This window comes from Microcystis sp. M179S2, from assembly GCF_020245805.1.
Lineage (GTDB): Bacteria > Cyanobacteriota > Cyanobacteriia > Cyanobacteriales > Microcystaceae > Microcystis > Microcystis aeruginosa.
In genome coordinates this window covers 1-13,078 of the sequence record NZ_JADBUE010000080.1, presented here as the reverse complement: position 1 = coordinate 13,078, position 13,078 = coordinate 1, and the positions used below count along the sequence as shown (strand labels likewise).

General features: G+C 42.1%; 12 protein-coding genes and 2 pseudogenes. 8 read left to right on the top strand and 6 right to left on the bottom strand.

The window, feature by feature from the left end; genetic code table 11:
* The coding region (locus tag IM500_RS04630; RefSeq protein WP_190381045.1) for a helix-turn-helix domain-containing protein at positions 1 to 92 on the bottom strand (92 nt) is incomplete at its 3' end.
* A gap of 91 nt (positions 93 to 183) precedes the next feature.
* On the opposite strand from IM500_RS04630, the gene IM500_RS04625 reads away from it, so the two are divergent.
* Positions 184 to 2,805, top strand: a complete 2,622-nt coding sequence (locus IM500_RS04625; RefSeq protein WP_287737827.1) for an O-linked N-acetylglucosamine transferase, SPINDLY family protein — start codon at positions 184 to 186, stop codon at positions 2,803 to 2,805.
* 112 nt (positions 2,806 to 2,917) lie between these two features.
* Here IM500_RS04625 and IM500_RS04620 read toward each other — a convergent pair.
* Positions 2,918 to 3,131: pseudogene (locus IM500_RS04620) on the bottom strand (IS30 family transposase); the annotation flags it as partial.
* A 171-nt stretch (positions 3,132 to 3,302) separates the two neighbouring features.
* Here IM500_RS04620 and IM500_RS04615 point away from each other — a divergent pair.
* On the top strand, positions 3,303 to 4,109 hold the full coding sequence (locus IM500_RS04615) for a creatininase family protein (RefSeq protein WP_190721666.1): 807 nt from the start codon (positions 3,303 to 3,305) through the stop codon (positions 4,107 to 4,109).
* Positions 4,110 to 4,116: 7 nt separating this feature from the next.
* Here the strand turns inward: IM500_RS04615 and IM500_RS04610 are convergent, their stop codons facing one another.
* Positions 4,117 to 4,284 (bottom strand): hypothetical protein, encoded by a 168-nt coding sequence (locus IM500_RS04610; protein ID WP_170915340.1) that lies wholly within the window; start codon positions 4,282 to 4,284, stop codon positions 4,117 to 4,119.
* Positions 4,285 to 4,753: 469 nt separating this feature from the next.
* Between IM500_RS04610 and ndk the strand changes: the two genes are divergently transcribed.
* Positions 4,754 to 5,203 carry a nucleoside-diphosphate kinase gene (gene ndk / locus IM500_RS04605; RefSeq protein WP_002780036.1) on the top strand — a complete coding sequence of 150 codons (450 nt, stop codon included), beginning with the start codon at positions 4,754 to 4,756 and terminating at the stop codon, positions 5,201 to 5,203.
* 123 nt (positions 5,204 to 5,326) lie between these two features.
* On the top strand, positions 5,327 to 6,700 hold the full coding sequence (locus tag IM500_RS04600) for a DICT sensory domain-containing protein (RefSeq protein ID WP_287737826.1): 1,374 nt from the start codon (positions 5,327 to 5,329) through the stop codon (positions 6,698 to 6,700).
* Positions 6,701 to 6,702: 2 nt separating this feature from the next.
* On the opposite strand, the gene hpnH is transcribed toward IM500_RS04600, so the two are convergent.
* Positions 6,703 to 7,719, bottom strand: coding sequence for an adenosyl-hopene transferase HpnH (gene hpnH, locus IM500_RS04595; protein ID WP_190721668.1), 1,017 nt, complete (start codon positions 7,717 to 7,719; stop codon positions 6,703 to 6,705).
* Positions 7,720 to 7,851: 132 nt separating this feature from the next.
* On the opposite strand from hpnH, the gene IM500_RS04590 reads away from it, so the two are divergent.
* Both IM500_RS04590 and IM500_RS04585 read left to right on the top strand, forming a co-directional pair.
* On the top strand, positions 7,852 to 8,451 hold the full coding sequence (locus IM500_RS04590; protein ID WP_190721670.1) for a DUF1517 domain-containing protein: 600 nt from the start codon (positions 7,852 to 7,854) through the stop codon (positions 8,449 to 8,451).
* Positions 8,408 to 9,340, top strand: a complete 933-nt coding sequence (locus tag IM500_RS04585; RefSeq protein WP_287737825.1) for a hypothetical protein — start codon at positions 8,408 to 8,410, stop codon at positions 9,338 to 9,340. The genes IM500_RS04590 and IM500_RS04585 overlap by 44 nt, the downstream gene beginning before the upstream one ends.
* A 66-nt stretch (positions 9,341 to 9,406) precedes the next feature.
* On the opposite strand, the gene IM500_RS04580 is transcribed toward IM500_RS04585, so the two are convergent.
* Both IM500_RS04580 and IM500_RS04575 read right to left on the bottom strand, forming a co-directional pair.
* Entirely contained in the window at positions 9,407 to 9,922 is a 516-nt protein-coding gene (locus IM500_RS04580) for a phycobiliprotein lyase (RefSeq protein ID WP_287737823.1), read from the bottom strand.
* Positions 9,923 to 9,983: 61 nt separating this feature from the next.
* On the bottom strand, positions 9,984 to 10,652 hold the full coding sequence (locus IM500_RS04575) for a HEAT repeat domain-containing protein (RefSeq protein WP_287737821.1): 669 nt from the start codon (positions 10,650 to 10,652) through the stop codon (positions 9,984 to 9,986).
* Positions 10,653 to 10,955: 303 nt separating this feature from the next.
* Here IM500_RS04575 and IM500_RS04570 point away from each other — a divergent pair, with 303 nt between their 5' ends.
* Both IM500_RS04570 and IM500_RS04565 read left to right on the top strand, forming a co-directional pair.
* The gene (locus IM500_RS04570) at positions 10,956 to 12,485 is read left to right on the top strand and encodes a hypothetical protein (RefSeq protein ID WP_190721677.1); all 1,530 of its coding nucleotides are present in this window, start codon (positions 10,956 to 10,958) and stop codon (positions 12,483 to 12,485) included.
* Positions 12,486 to 12,657: 172 nt separating this feature from the next.
* Positions 12,658 to 13,020 (top strand): annotated as a pseudogene (locus IM500_RS04565) (RpnC/YadD family protein); the annotation flags it as partial.
* Positions 13,021 to 13,078: the final 58 nt, after the last annotated feature.

Below are 13,078 nucleotides of genomic sequence, written 5' to 3'. Positions count from 1 at the left end.
TTGTAAACTAATCTTACACAGCCCAATGTGCGCCGCAATAGCGACTCTTGTGTTGGTGTGGGGTAAAATCGAAACGAATAGGCTTTTTCCATACCTCACATTTTAGCATATATTTCGTAAACGATGCTCATATTTAACAGTAAAGCCGTCGTAGAACGACGGGGTTTCAGACCCAAATTTTCGATGATCAACAGTAATCACCAACAAGCGATCGAGCTAATGTTAGCATCGGGAGACTATAATCAATTATTGTTATTCTGTCAACAAGCGCTCGCGGTTCATCCGGAAGTGACTGATTATTATCCCTATCTGGGATTAGCTTATCTGCTGCTAGAGCAGCAAGCAACAGCGCAAGAAATTTGGTTATTTTGGCTATTACAATCAGAGTCTAGTCAAGATTTAATTATGCTCCTCAAAAAAGAGATAATTAGAAATCTCGATTGCTGGCAGTTTGGCCAAGCTAAATTAATCTATCTTCAGTGGCTAGAATTAGAGGAAATAGAAGGGGATGAAGAGATAGAAAATTATGCGCTGACTGCGATAAACTCCTGTCTTCAAGAGGTGCAAGAGGCAATTAATCGGCGAGAATATACTTTAGCTGAGGACTTTTACTTAAGAATTTTATCTTGGCGTGAACAATTAGCTTACATCTGGCACGATTTAGGATACTTATACTATATAATTAACCGACTAACAGAATCTTTTAACTGTTTAGCACGAGCCATAGAATTAGAGGAAAATCAAGCCTTATATCATTATACCATGGCCATAGTGCTAGAAAAACAATCACGTTTAGATACAGCTTTATCAGCTTATCAAAAAGCGATTGATCTCAATGCTAATTTTGTCGATGCTTATAATAAACTGGGCAATTTATTTTATCGATTAGGGCAGCTAGAGTCAGCCGAAAAATTCTATCAGCAGGGAATTAATAAACAGGGTGATTTTTATCCTTTTTATATCAATTTAGGCAATGTCTATTTAGTTAAACAAGCTTGGACAGAAGCAAAAAATGCTTATAAAACTGCCCAACAACTGGCAGGAGATAGAGGAGAAATTAGTCAAAATCTCTCCCTTTGGGAAATTCTGCAAGCTGACCAACAAATTGCCGATATTTACTCAGGTGATTATTTTTATCAAAGAAAAATCTATCAATTAGCATTAAACTATTATCAAAAATTATTAGCAATTAAAATAGAGGACAGCAATTTTTATTTAAATTGCGCCCATTGCCATCTCATTCTTAAAGAAGAAAAACAAGCTTTAGAAGTGTATAAAAAAGGCATTGCCTATCATCCAGAAAATATTGATTTACATTTGCGCCTAATTTGGTTACTACAAAATAATTATCCGATCGAGGTGGCAATTCAAGCAACTAAATCAGCTTTAGAGTATCTTCCCGATCACCTATCCCTGAAGTTAGAATTAATGCGGTTAATGCCGATAGTTTACACAACTCAAGCAGATATTATGCTGTATCGATCAAACTACGAGAAACGGTTAGATAATATCTTATCCAATCTTGATTTAACCAGTACTAATCAACAACAGGAGGCGTGGAAAAGTATTGGATTAAGAACTAATTTTTATCTTCAATATCAAGCCAAAAATGATTTAGAACTACAAAAAAAATATGGAGAATTGGTTTATAAAATTGCCTCGGTTAACTTTCCTAATTGGGTGAAAAACCTAACCATGCCTACGGGAAAAATTCGCCTTGGCTATATTTCTGCTCACTTGCGTCATCACACGGTAGCGAAACTCTTTCAAGGATGGTTGCAGTGGCGAAATCGAGAACAATTTGAAATTTATTGTTATGGAATAGATATTAATAACACCTTCGATAATTTTACGAGAGAATATCAAGAGCAAAGTGATTATTTTTATCAGTTTGATAATCTGGTCAATATGGAAACAATTGCCCAACATATTTTAGATAATCAGTTACATATTCTGGTTTATTTAGATATTGGTATGGATGCTCGTACTACCCAACTAGCAGGATTGCGTTTAGCTCCAGTACAATGTGTAACTTGGGGACATCCAATCACCTCAGGATTACCAACCATTGATTATTTTATCTCCAGTGAATTAATGGAACCTGTGGAGGGAGATAATCACTACAGTGAAAAATTAATTCGCTTATCTAATTTAGGTATTGCCTATGCCAAACCTTCCCTTCCTCCCCAGAGGAAAACTCGTTTAGAGATGGGATTAGCCGAGGATAAAATCATCTACTTAAACTGTCAAAGTTTATTTAAATATCTGCCAGAAAATGACGATATTTTTCCTAGAATTGCCAAACAAGTTCCCAACAGCCAATTTATTTTTATCTGCCATCGTAGCGAATTTGTGACCCATTGCTTTCAGTCGAGATTAAGTCAAGCTTTTAATAGGTATGGACTCAATTGGCAAAATTACGGGGTAATGATGCCACAATTAGAACAAAATGATTATTTTCAGCTTAACTTATTAGCAGACATCTATTTAGATAACTTAAGTTGGTCGGGAGGAAATACCACCTTAGAAGCAATTGCCTGTCAGCTTCCAGTTGTTACCTGTCCGGGGGAATTTATGCGCGGACGACATTCCTATGCTATCTTGAAAAAATTAGGCATAACCGAGACAATTGCTACGGATAAAAATCACTATATTGAAATTGCTATCCGTTTAGGTTTAGATAATCAATGGCGACAAACAATCAAAGATTATACTAAAATGAATATCGATACAGTATTTAACGATCGAACCTCTGTAGAAAGTCTAGAAAGATTTTATCAATCTGTAGTAGGAGAAGGTAAATAAAACTTTAGGGTTACATAGGGTTTGCGGCAAAAAGTTTGTTGGGGTGTGGGGTATGGGGAAGAAAACCACATAAAGTTCATTTTGTCAAGGATTTAAGATGCTCTTACCCTGGGTTTAATCCTCTTTCCCAAAAATGATAAGGAGTAGCAAAATAAAAATCTGCTCCTAGTTTCTGACTCAACTCTTGATGTCCACAAAATTCTTTGGCCTGGTCACAAAGGTCGGTTTTTCTTTTGTCAGGGGGAATCTCTTGGAAAAGTTTTTCGGTGACAAGGGTTGATTTCCGATGCGGTTTTGTTCTTGGCCAATGCTGCCACGCTTATTTTTCGCTCCGCTTCGACTCTTTCTTTTTCCTCGTCTGGCCCTATAGGTATTCTTGATGCTCTCCATAGTCTCGATAGTTGACGATTGGCCACCTTGCCAAGAATTAGTGATAAAATTACAATATAAACAGTAATTTTTTCCCCCAAGCATAATCCCTCACCCCCAATAAAATTATGATGCACGGTTTTATTCCCCCACATCGTTATTTTCCCTATCTTACTTGGACAGATATAGATTCAATGCCAGATAAGGAAAATGTGGTAATTATTCAACCCATCGGTGCGATCGAACAACACGGACCCCATCTACCTATTGCCGTCGATGCTGCCATTAGTTTAGGGGTTTTAGGCAAAGCTTTCGAGAAATTAGATACAAACATCGCCGCTTTCGCTTTACCCTGTCTCTACTACGGAAAATCTAACGAACATTGGTCTTTTCCCGGTACGATTACCCTCTCGGCAGCCACCTTATTAACCCTCATTCAAGAGATAGCTGAAAGTCTCTATCGTTCGGGTTTTCGCAAGTTAGTATTAATGAACTCTCACGGTGGGCAACCGCAAGTTATGGAAATTGCCGCTAGGGATATTCATCAACAATATCCCGATTTTTTAGTATTTCCTTTTTTCACTTGGCGAGTTCCCCACAATGCGGCTGAATTATTCTCGGAATATGAATTAGAATACGGTATTCATGCAGGAGATGTGGAAACTAGCATGATGTTATCATTACTGCCAGAACAGGTAAAAATTGAGCGGGCCGTCCGAGAATATCCTCAAGGTTTGCCAGAAAATAGTTTGTTAACTATGGAGGGAAAATTACCCTTTGCTTGGTTAACTAAGGAATTAACTAAAAGTGGAGTGATGGGAGATGCTACTAATGCAAGTAAAGAAAAAGGCGAGCGATTATTAGAATCTGTTGCTAATGGTTGGGTACAGGTGATCGCTGATGTTTATCAATTCCGTCAACCGAAGTTATATTAATAGAAGATTAATTAGAGTTGTTAATAAGCTGTACTGCATTTAACCTGCCTATTGGTAATTTTAGTACAAAGGATAAAACTCCATCTCCCTTCTCCTTTGATTCAGTAATTTGCTCACCATCTTCCCTTAACATAAATAGAGGAAATTTTAACCAGATAAGAGTATTTTTTTCCATAATCATTAATTTCAATCATGAGTTTTATCCCTGAGGTTGTATAATTTTTGTCCACGGTAACAAAAAGAAAAGAAACGACATTTTTTACCATATTTTTTCTGGGGGATAAGAATCGAAAACAGAATCAACGACTAGGATAATTAGGGGCTGCTGAATAAATCTAAAAACCTTGTTGGATAAGGCTTTTAGACTTTTTTTCCTCAAAAAGTGCCGACCATTGGAGGGATCGGGGGTAAAATTCCTGGACTTTTTCCCTGAAAATTCGGTAACTGACTACCTCAAAATCGGTAAAACCCTACACCCCACACCCCACACCCCACGAAAAACTTTTTGCCGCAAACCCTAGCTAAATCGGACAGCAAGCTAACTCAGCAATTTAAGCGAAAACTCTGCCATTCTCTAGGATGCCATTCCGGGTTAATCTGGGTTTCGGACGCAATTTTTCGATGACTAAATTTTAAGAGGCAGTATGGAACGCACTTTCTTAATGATTAAACCCGACGGTGTGCAGCGCAATCTGGTGGGGGAAATTATTCAACGCTTTGAAACTAAAGGTTTTACGCTGGTTGGGTTGAAAATGATGCAGGTTTCTAGCGAATTAGCGGAAAAACACTACGCTGTTCATAAGGAAAGACCCTTTTTCCGTTCGTTAGTCGATTTTATTACCTCCTCCCCCGTGGTGGCCATGGTTTGGCAAGGAGAAGGAGTAATTGCCTCCGCTAGAAAAATTATTGGCGCCACTAATCCCCTCAATGCTGAACCGGGTACGATTCGCGGTGATTTTGGCATTAGTGTCGGACGCAATCTTATCCATGGGTCCGATGGTCCAGATACGGCCAAAGATGAAGTTAGTCTCTGGTTTAGCGATGCAGAATTAGCTAATTGGACTCCCGCAATCACTCCCTGGGTGGTAGAATAAACCCCTTTGAGGCAGTCAGGAGCCGGTCGTCAGGAGACAGGAGACAGGAGATTGCTTTTATTTATTCTCCCTTCTCCCCTCTCCCTTCTCCCCATTTCCCCAACCCCCTAATATTCGGAAATTATGACCGTAGAATCCAGCTTACAACAGTTAAAAAGAGCTTCATCGGGACGATTACCCAGCAGTTACGGGGTCTATTTTAAGAATACCCTTGTGGCCCTCTGTCATGCTCTTGAAGATCATATCTTGCAAACTAGCAGCCCAGATAGTACAAATAAACCACTGGTCTTAGTCACCTTTCAACAGGGAAAATGGTATTTACAGGAAGCTGAGCGCTATTTAGATATCGCTCGCTCTTCTCGTCATATTGCGATCGCCGCCGTGGCCGATAGTGGTTTTTCTGAGCATAAAACCGGCAGTTTAGAGAATGTTTCGCTAGTGAACTTAGATAATAGCGATAGTTTGGTTAATGAGTGGAATTTAATCATTCTTTCCCCCGATTACGCCTCCATGGTACTCTGTCATGAGTTATCCCCGGAAGAATACCGGTCCGATAGTCAACCCCAAATAGACACGGAGCGAAAATTCTACGGTTTATGGACATTCGATCGCGATTTAGTCGAAAAAGCCGCTAGGATCTTAATTGAGCGTCTGCATCCTTATAATCCCAGTCTAGCGGCCGATTTAAGCAGACAACAGCAGGAAATTAGTCAAAATATTAATCCCATTCCCACGGATTTAACGGGAGTAGTCTCTCGCATTGTCACCTATCTGCAAACCAGTCAACAGCAGTTAGTCACCGTCAGCAGACAAACGCGAGAATTAAGCGACTTAGAAGGACAAGCATCCCGTTTAAATAAAAATTTGGCCGCTAATAAACTGCAAGCTTTTCTAAGAATGGCTCAAAAGGTCGATGAAAGAGATATTGATAATCCCCTTGCTTCCCTACAGGTGGCCGCTTTAGCGGAAATGTTGGGACAATTGCTCGATTTACCCACCCTGAGATTACGACGCTTACGATTAGCAGGTTTATTATACCGCATCGGTCTAGCGGAGGCTCCGATCGAAGTTTTTAGACAGCGTGCCAGTCAGTTAGAGGGAGCAAATGCGTTATTTTGGCGGGATCGATCGGTGTTAGGCGCACAATTACTCGCAACTATGCCCGAATTAGCCCCAATTCAACAGATTATTTACCATGAGTTTGAATACTGGGATGGTAGCGGGGTTCCCAACGGCTTAAAAGGGGAAGAAATCAGCCTAGAGTCGCGAATTTTAGGATTATCCGCCTATTTTCAGGAATCAACTCAACCGCGAGGCGACCGACTAGCTCTAGATTTAGGAGAGGCCCTAGAGCGCTGTCAAAATTATAGCGGGATTCGTTTTGATCCCGCTTTGGTAGAAAAATTAAGTTCGGTAATTCGTCTGTGCGAAATGGGATGGATGCAATTACCCGATCGCCCTAGTCAAGTCCCCGCCGTCTGGTTAGAATCAGTTTAGGATTAGACTCCGATTAAACTCTGCATGGCACGTCTCATATTAGCCGGTTTAAAAGCTGCCATGGCTGCGGTCGGTTCATAGCCGCAATGTACCATACAATCGGCACATTGCGGATTGCCACTGGCCCGACCGTAGTTATCCCAATTGGTTTCTGCTAAAAGTTCCCGAAAGCTTTTGTAATGACCTTCGTTGAGCAGATAACAGGGTTTTTGCCATCCTAAAAGACTATAGCTAGGACTACCCCAAGGAGTGCATTCATAGTCCTGTTCACCGATGAGAAAATCGAGAAAGAGAGGATTATGGTTAAAATTCCACTTTTTCTGGCCTGATTTCCAGGGTGAGAGAATTTCTCGGAATAAAGCTCTAGTTTGCTCCCGTTTCAAGAAACTATCTTGATACGGGGCCCACTCATAACTATAACCGGGGGAAATCATCATGCCATCGATGCCCAAAGTAGCGAGAAAATCGAAAAATTCCTGCATTTCTCGCGGCTCTGTGCCTTCAAAAACCGTGGTATTAGTAGTAACCCGAAAACCTCTCACTTTCGCCGCTTTAATCCCTTTTACTGCCTTATCGAATACTCCCTCTCGATCCACACAGCGATCGTGATGTGCTTTTAAACCGTCCAGATGGACACTAAAAGTAAGATAGGGTGAAGGAGTAAATTTATCCAGGCTTTTCTCCAATAACAGGGCATTGGTACACAGATAGACAAATTTTTTTCTGTCCACTAACCCCTTGACAATTTCATCGATTTCTGGGTGTAAAAGCGGCTCGCCCCCGGGAATGGAAACCACGGGAACCCCACATTCTTCCACCGCTGCGAAACATTCTGCCGGGGTGAGATGATTGCGGAGGATTTCCGGGGGATGTTGAATCTTACCGCAGCCAGTACAGGCTAAATTACAGCGAAATAGGGGTTCTAGCATTAAAACTAAGGGAAAACGCTTTTTTCCTGCTAGACGCTGTTTCAAGATATAGGAAGCAACCACTAAAGCTTGTTGCAGTTGGACAGCCATTTGCTCACACCAAAATGATTCTAAGTAATTATAGACTGTTAGCAGGGCATCAAGGCATAGGGGCCTAGAAAATGGCAAAATAAATAAAAGCTGAGGGCTTTTTTGGCTGTTTACTTTATCACTGGATAGATTATGAGTTCTTTAGGCGATCGCTTCAAGAAATTTGCGGGTAAAACTCGCTATGTGGTCTGTCGCTTATTTTTGCATCTCTACGGCCAAGAAATCGCACCGCTGATCGGTATTCTTAATCGTACTGGCCGGGAGGCGATCGATTCCGAAGGCGATTTAGAGGTCATGGGAGAGGGTTTAGTAGAAATTTGTCAAAATCTGCTGCAGATGAACCTCTATTGGTTTTCTATAGCTAATGAGGGCGATGTTTTTTGGAATGAGGGGGAAGCGGGAGACTACCTTAACGAACTGTTTACCGATTCCGCGGCCAGATACCTAAGTGAATCGGTGTCTCTGGAAGTGGGGGAAAAGGAACCCTTAACTTTACCCGTCACCGATAACTTAGTTGTTATGATCACAATAGCATTCGAGGGTGAGAGTGCTGCTTTAGAAACTAGCCTAGCCGATCGAGAGGCCCTGGAAGATGGTTTAAAATCAATAATTAACCTCCACTACCAAGGTCGGCTGCGCGCGATTCAGGTACATTTTTCTCCTGCTCAATTGGGAGATGAATTGACCAATGAGCAGCTATTACTCAATTTCCCCGAATTGCTGCCTTTATAGTCTTAATTTTGCCATTATGCTGCGCCAAGTAACGACAATCCTTTTAATTCTTACCCTTTGTTGCACAACGGTGGCCTGTGGTTCCTCATCAAATCAAACTCAGTCACCGTCAGCTAATAACAGTAGTGTAAGACAAGAATCCAATCAGGTTAGTAGCGGTCGCTACGAGGTGCAACAAGCTACCTACGATGACGGAGATGGCACTTATACCTTAATGCTCTTAAACACCCCTGGGGGGACTTCTCCCCTCTTTCGCAGCACTAACCTGCAAATGGCTAGATTAAGCGATGAAGCTATCGCTAAAGGGGAAAAAACCGCAGTAGAAATCAACGGTGATCAGGCTACCCTGTACATGACCGAAGATTTTAAAATTGAGTATGTCCATAATGTCACGGAAGTGCGGAACAATCCCCAAACCGGACAACAGGAAACCGTAGTGATTCGACAAGAATCGAGTTTTTGGAGTCCTTTTTTCGGTGCTGTTGCTGGTCAAGCTTTGGGTAGTTTGCTCTTTCGTCCTCAATACTACGTTCCTCCCCTCTATACTCCGGGAGGTGTGATGACCGGTTTTGGTGGTTACGGTTCCACCTATAATCAGGCAGTGGATCAATACCGGACTAAACATAATAGTCCACCTCCGGCAGTCAAAAACCGGCAAACTCTCCGTTCTACTGGCAATTTACGTCGTTATCCCAGTAATACTTCCTCTAGTCCCAATCGCAGCAGCACCACCACCACAAAACCCAGTGGTTCTGGTTATGGTTCCAGTACCCTGAAGAATTCGGGTAAATCTGATACTGTCAAACGTTCTCCTAGTTTCGGTTCCTCCGGTTCCCGACGTACCCCTAGTCGCAGTGGTTTCGGCAGCAGCAGACGCAGCCGACGTTAGGAGGATTTGACTGGAGTGGTGGAAGATTAACCCTGTCTTCCCCACCTCAGACATTGGGGATGGCAGCTACTTAGAAGCAACCATTTTGCGAATTTCCGAATAGAAAACCGTCTGGCGATCGCCATTGGCCGACTGGATAATACTGGTACGCAATCTCAGATTAGGACTAGCAAACCAGATTCTTTCCTCGATACGATGGTGATTATCCTCGATGGTTAAAGTTAAAGCTTGATCGCTTCTGAGATGATATTCTCCCAGCACTGCCGATTTACCGTCCGATGTGATTAATTTTCCTTGCCAAGAATTCTCTGAGGGCAGCCAAACTAAATAGCTAGAACCGATTTTTTTCGGTTGTCCATAGTCCACGGAATTATCCCAAGTTGCTTTCCATCCCCCTAGATTGGCCTGGAACTGACAGTTATTTTCTAAACATAATTGCACCACATCGGCAGCATCGGCAGCCAGCAAATCGATGGTGATTTCTGCTTTATTATTGGCAACTTTTTGGGCAGCTAATTGATAACTGGTACGCTGAGAAAACCATTTACCCGCACAGAGATTAATAAATTCTTGAATGTCCATGAATGGCTGTAGGCAAAGATCGATCGCTCTGAAAGAATAGATTATTTATTCTATCCTATACCTAGACGTTGGCCAATTTTTGCAAGGATAAACGGGCCGCTTCGCGCACTTGCGGGTGTTCGTCTTTGACCAAAAATTTTAAGGCTGCGATCGTTTTTTCCGCCGGAAGATGGCCTAAAGCTTCCGCTAATCGCTGCCGGATTAACCAGTCATCAGAGTTAACAAAGGTTAAAAGCTTCTCGACGGTTTCCACTGCTTTGATTTCCCCAAGAGCGGCAATAGCGGCCTGTTGAATAACCGCTTCGTTACTATCGAGAGCCGATAATAACACCTGTTTAGCCCGAATATCGCCCAAATTGCCCAAAGCGACGGCGGCACTAAAGCGGACTAACCATTGCGTGTCTTCGTAAAAAGCCCGTTGTAGGGGTTCAAAAGCGCGAATATCTTCTAAATAACCTAAGGCCCCGGCAGCATCGGCGCGAATGCCATAATCGGCATCATTGGCTAACAAATCCACTAGGATAGGAAAGCATTCCTCGGTTTGTTTGACTCCCAAAGCAAAGACAGCCATCGATCGCACTGGTAGCATTTCATCATAAAGGACTTTTTTGATCAAGGGTACAGCTTCCTCCGGGGTCACTTCTCGCAGGGATGCCAAGGCCAACAGACGATCTTTAGAGTTGCTGCTTTCTAACTGGAGGGCAATGTTTTCTATATCAGGCTTACTCATTTTTGTCAACCACTTGTAATATTTCTTTAATTCTAACGCAATTCTTGGCAATTCAGAAACGAGAGCGGGGAAAGGATTTCTTGAGGATTTCTTAAGGATTGAGGCGAGAGTTGACTTCCTCCGGGAAACTATAATTTAAGTATGGTAATACGATAAATGCTAGGCTTTCTGATAGATTCAGGAAAAAAATATAAAGCCCCACTCCCCTTTAGGTCAGCGAGGTTGAGATTTAAAAAACAGATAGCCTAGGGCTAATTGACTTGTCTAGCGGCAACTGCCACACCTAGACAAGCAGGGGGTATTATGGTGAAACATCAAGTTTTTAATACTGGTTCTTTGACTCTAGACACGGAAAAAGAGCAGCTCTTTGTGTCCGTGACTCCAGACTATCAAAAAGGCCCCGGCATTCAACGAGATGGTATAACCTCCCCCAGAATGCAGGATCCTCATGCAGTGCAGGATATAATGTTTCCTCGACTTACTCGAACTGCTATTCCTGGCCTAGACTCTACGACCAATGCTTACGAGCAGAGAGCGGGTACTTGGACACTTTATCATCATCTCAAAGAATTCTGCGCTCAGCGAGGACAGGATTGGCTAATTATTGGCGCCCAAGGTTGCGGGGATCTAACGATGAATCCGTGGCATCTTGCCTATCTTGGCCCTAATTACTACATAAAATCCTTGCAAAATCAATTATGTGGAATGTTTCTCCCCGGAGGCTATCAAGAACCGATCAATCAGCGCATCTATCGGTGTTTGGTCAAATGGTGTGATGCTATGGCTACACACCTCGGCCATCGTTATGAATTTTTGGATTTAAAATTTATGGCTGGAGGCGCAAATATAATACAGATTAACGATCCGAAGGTGGCCCGCAAATATGATGCTTTTTTAAGACCGCTACCTGGATACAATCCTGATTTACATAATATCGCCCCATTTTTAGAGTTTGCCCTAGGGGGAAAAACTATTATTCAACAAGGTGATGTGGTTCCCCTATTTACTGCTATCGATCGATTCCAAGATGTACGCCATATTTTTTGCCTGCCTTATCAAATTCCCTGTGCGGGGAATTTTAGGAGGCAGGGTATTGATAAAATTAACTTGGGGGAATATCAACTCTACGGCGATTTGAATGCCAGGCGTGCCGCTTTAAACGGACCGATTATCGTAGAAACTCAGTTAAATCCTCTCGGCGGTTTTCTGCAGATCAATCTGGGTGATCCTGCTGTCGCTGACGAATTGACGCGAAATAACTTTAAACAAGTTAATTTTTCTCCGCGTCGGGCAGGAGAATATTTTCCTTACCCCGGAGGAGATACGGTAGAAATTTACTTTCCCAAGAGCATCTATCCTTTCGGAATTTTGGGAATGTCCGGTCAAAGAATTATCTGTTTTGCTTCCTCGGGATTATCGGGAAGAATTGGCAATACCCTAGAAGGGATTACCCTAATTATGAGCGATGGATTCAGTGCGGAAGAAGCGATGGTTTTAGATGAAGGATTTGACGTTTTTCAAATGATCAATCCCATGAAAGATGATCATGCTTTCACTTATACCAACGAGGAATTATTGGATAGAGTCTTAGCTTTTACCTACGATCAAATGCTTCTAGATACGGCTGCAAGCGTTAAATATCCTGTGAATGGTCCCGCACTAGGTGGAAACATGAGACAATGGCCTCTCAATCAAAATTTATTGGACCAAGTGGAAAATGATTATGGCACCAGAGCAGCTGGTCTAGATTATACGGATATCTTTCCGGTCAGGTTAAGTCGCTCGCAAATCAGAAGTATTTTGATTGTTGCTGTCCCAAACAATCCCCAATAGGTAGATTCAACCCGGTGCGTCTCCATTTTGTAGAAATACCTAGGGTTTGAACGAGCCAATTGGCGATCGCAATCTCGGCATGTTCCGCTTACCTTATTCGCTAAAAAGCATACAGGATAAAGGTTGCAGCAATTTTAAAACCCTTCCCTTAAAAAATTAAGCGAACAATGAGTTATTACCCTTTGCCGTCCTCAGCAATACCGATGACCCCGAACAGGTGTTAAGTCAGGTGTCCCGTTCTTTAGAAACTATCCCCGAAAAACAGGTGCAAAGCAATCTCGCTGCCACCACCAGTATTCTCGCTGGGTTAGTATTAAATCGAGAGACGATTAAAAAAATCCTTCGGAGTGAGATTATGAGAGAATCCGTCATCTATCAAGATATTTTAGAGGAAGGCAGAGAGGAAGGAGCATTAACCGCTAAATTAGACTCTATTCCCCGTTTATTGGCTTTAGGATTAAGTGTAGAACAAATTGCCCAAACTTTAGACTTAGATATTGAACAAGTACCAGAAGTCATTGAGGGACAAAATTGAGTGAAAACGGACAGTATTTTCTATCGTCTCTTTGAGACTTTTCCTGAAAGTTTCTTTG

Bases quoted from the DNA above. Each gene is read 5' to 3' on its own strand.
- IM500_RS04625 (WP_287737827.1), top strand. From the start codon at position 184: ATGATCAACAGTAATCACCAACAAGCGATCGAGCTAATGTTAGCATCG.
- IM500_RS04615 (WP_190721666.1), top strand. From the start codon at position 3,303: ATGATGCACGGTTTTATTCCCCCACATCGTTATTTTCCCTATCTTACT.
- IM500_RS04610 (WP_170915340.1), bottom strand. From the start codon at position 4,284: ATGGAAAAAAATACTCTTATCTGGTTAAAATTTCCTCTATTTATGTTA.
- ndk (WP_002780036.1), top strand. From the start codon at position 4,754: ATGGAACGCACTTTCTTAATGATTAAACCCGACGGTGTGCAGCGCAAT.
- IM500_RS04600 (WP_287737826.1), top strand. From the start codon at position 5,327: ATGACCGTAGAATCCAGCTTACAACAGTTAAAAAGAGCTTCATCGGGA.
- hpnH (WP_190721668.1), bottom strand. From the start codon at position 7,719: ATGGCTGTCCAACTGCAACAAGCTTTAGTGGTTGCTTCCTATATCTTG.
- IM500_RS04590 (WP_190721670.1), top strand. From the start codon at position 7,852: ATGAGTTCTTTAGGCGATCGCTTCAAGAAATTTGCGGGTAAAACTCGC.
- IM500_RS04585 (WP_287737825.1), top strand. From the start codon at position 8,408: ATGAGCAGCTATTACTCAATTTCCCCGAATTGCTGCCTTTATAGTCTT.
- IM500_RS04580 (WP_287737823.1), bottom strand. From the start codon at position 9,922: ATGGACATTCAAGAATTTATTAATCTCTGTGCGGGTAAATGGTTTTCT.
- IM500_RS04575 (WP_287737821.1), bottom strand. From the start codon at position 10,652: ATGAGTAAGCCTGATATAGAAAACATTGCCCTCCAGTTAGAAAGCAGC.
- IM500_RS04570 (WP_190721677.1), top strand. From the start codon at position 10,956: ATGGTGAAACATCAAGTTTTTAATACTGGTTCTTTGACTCTAGACACG.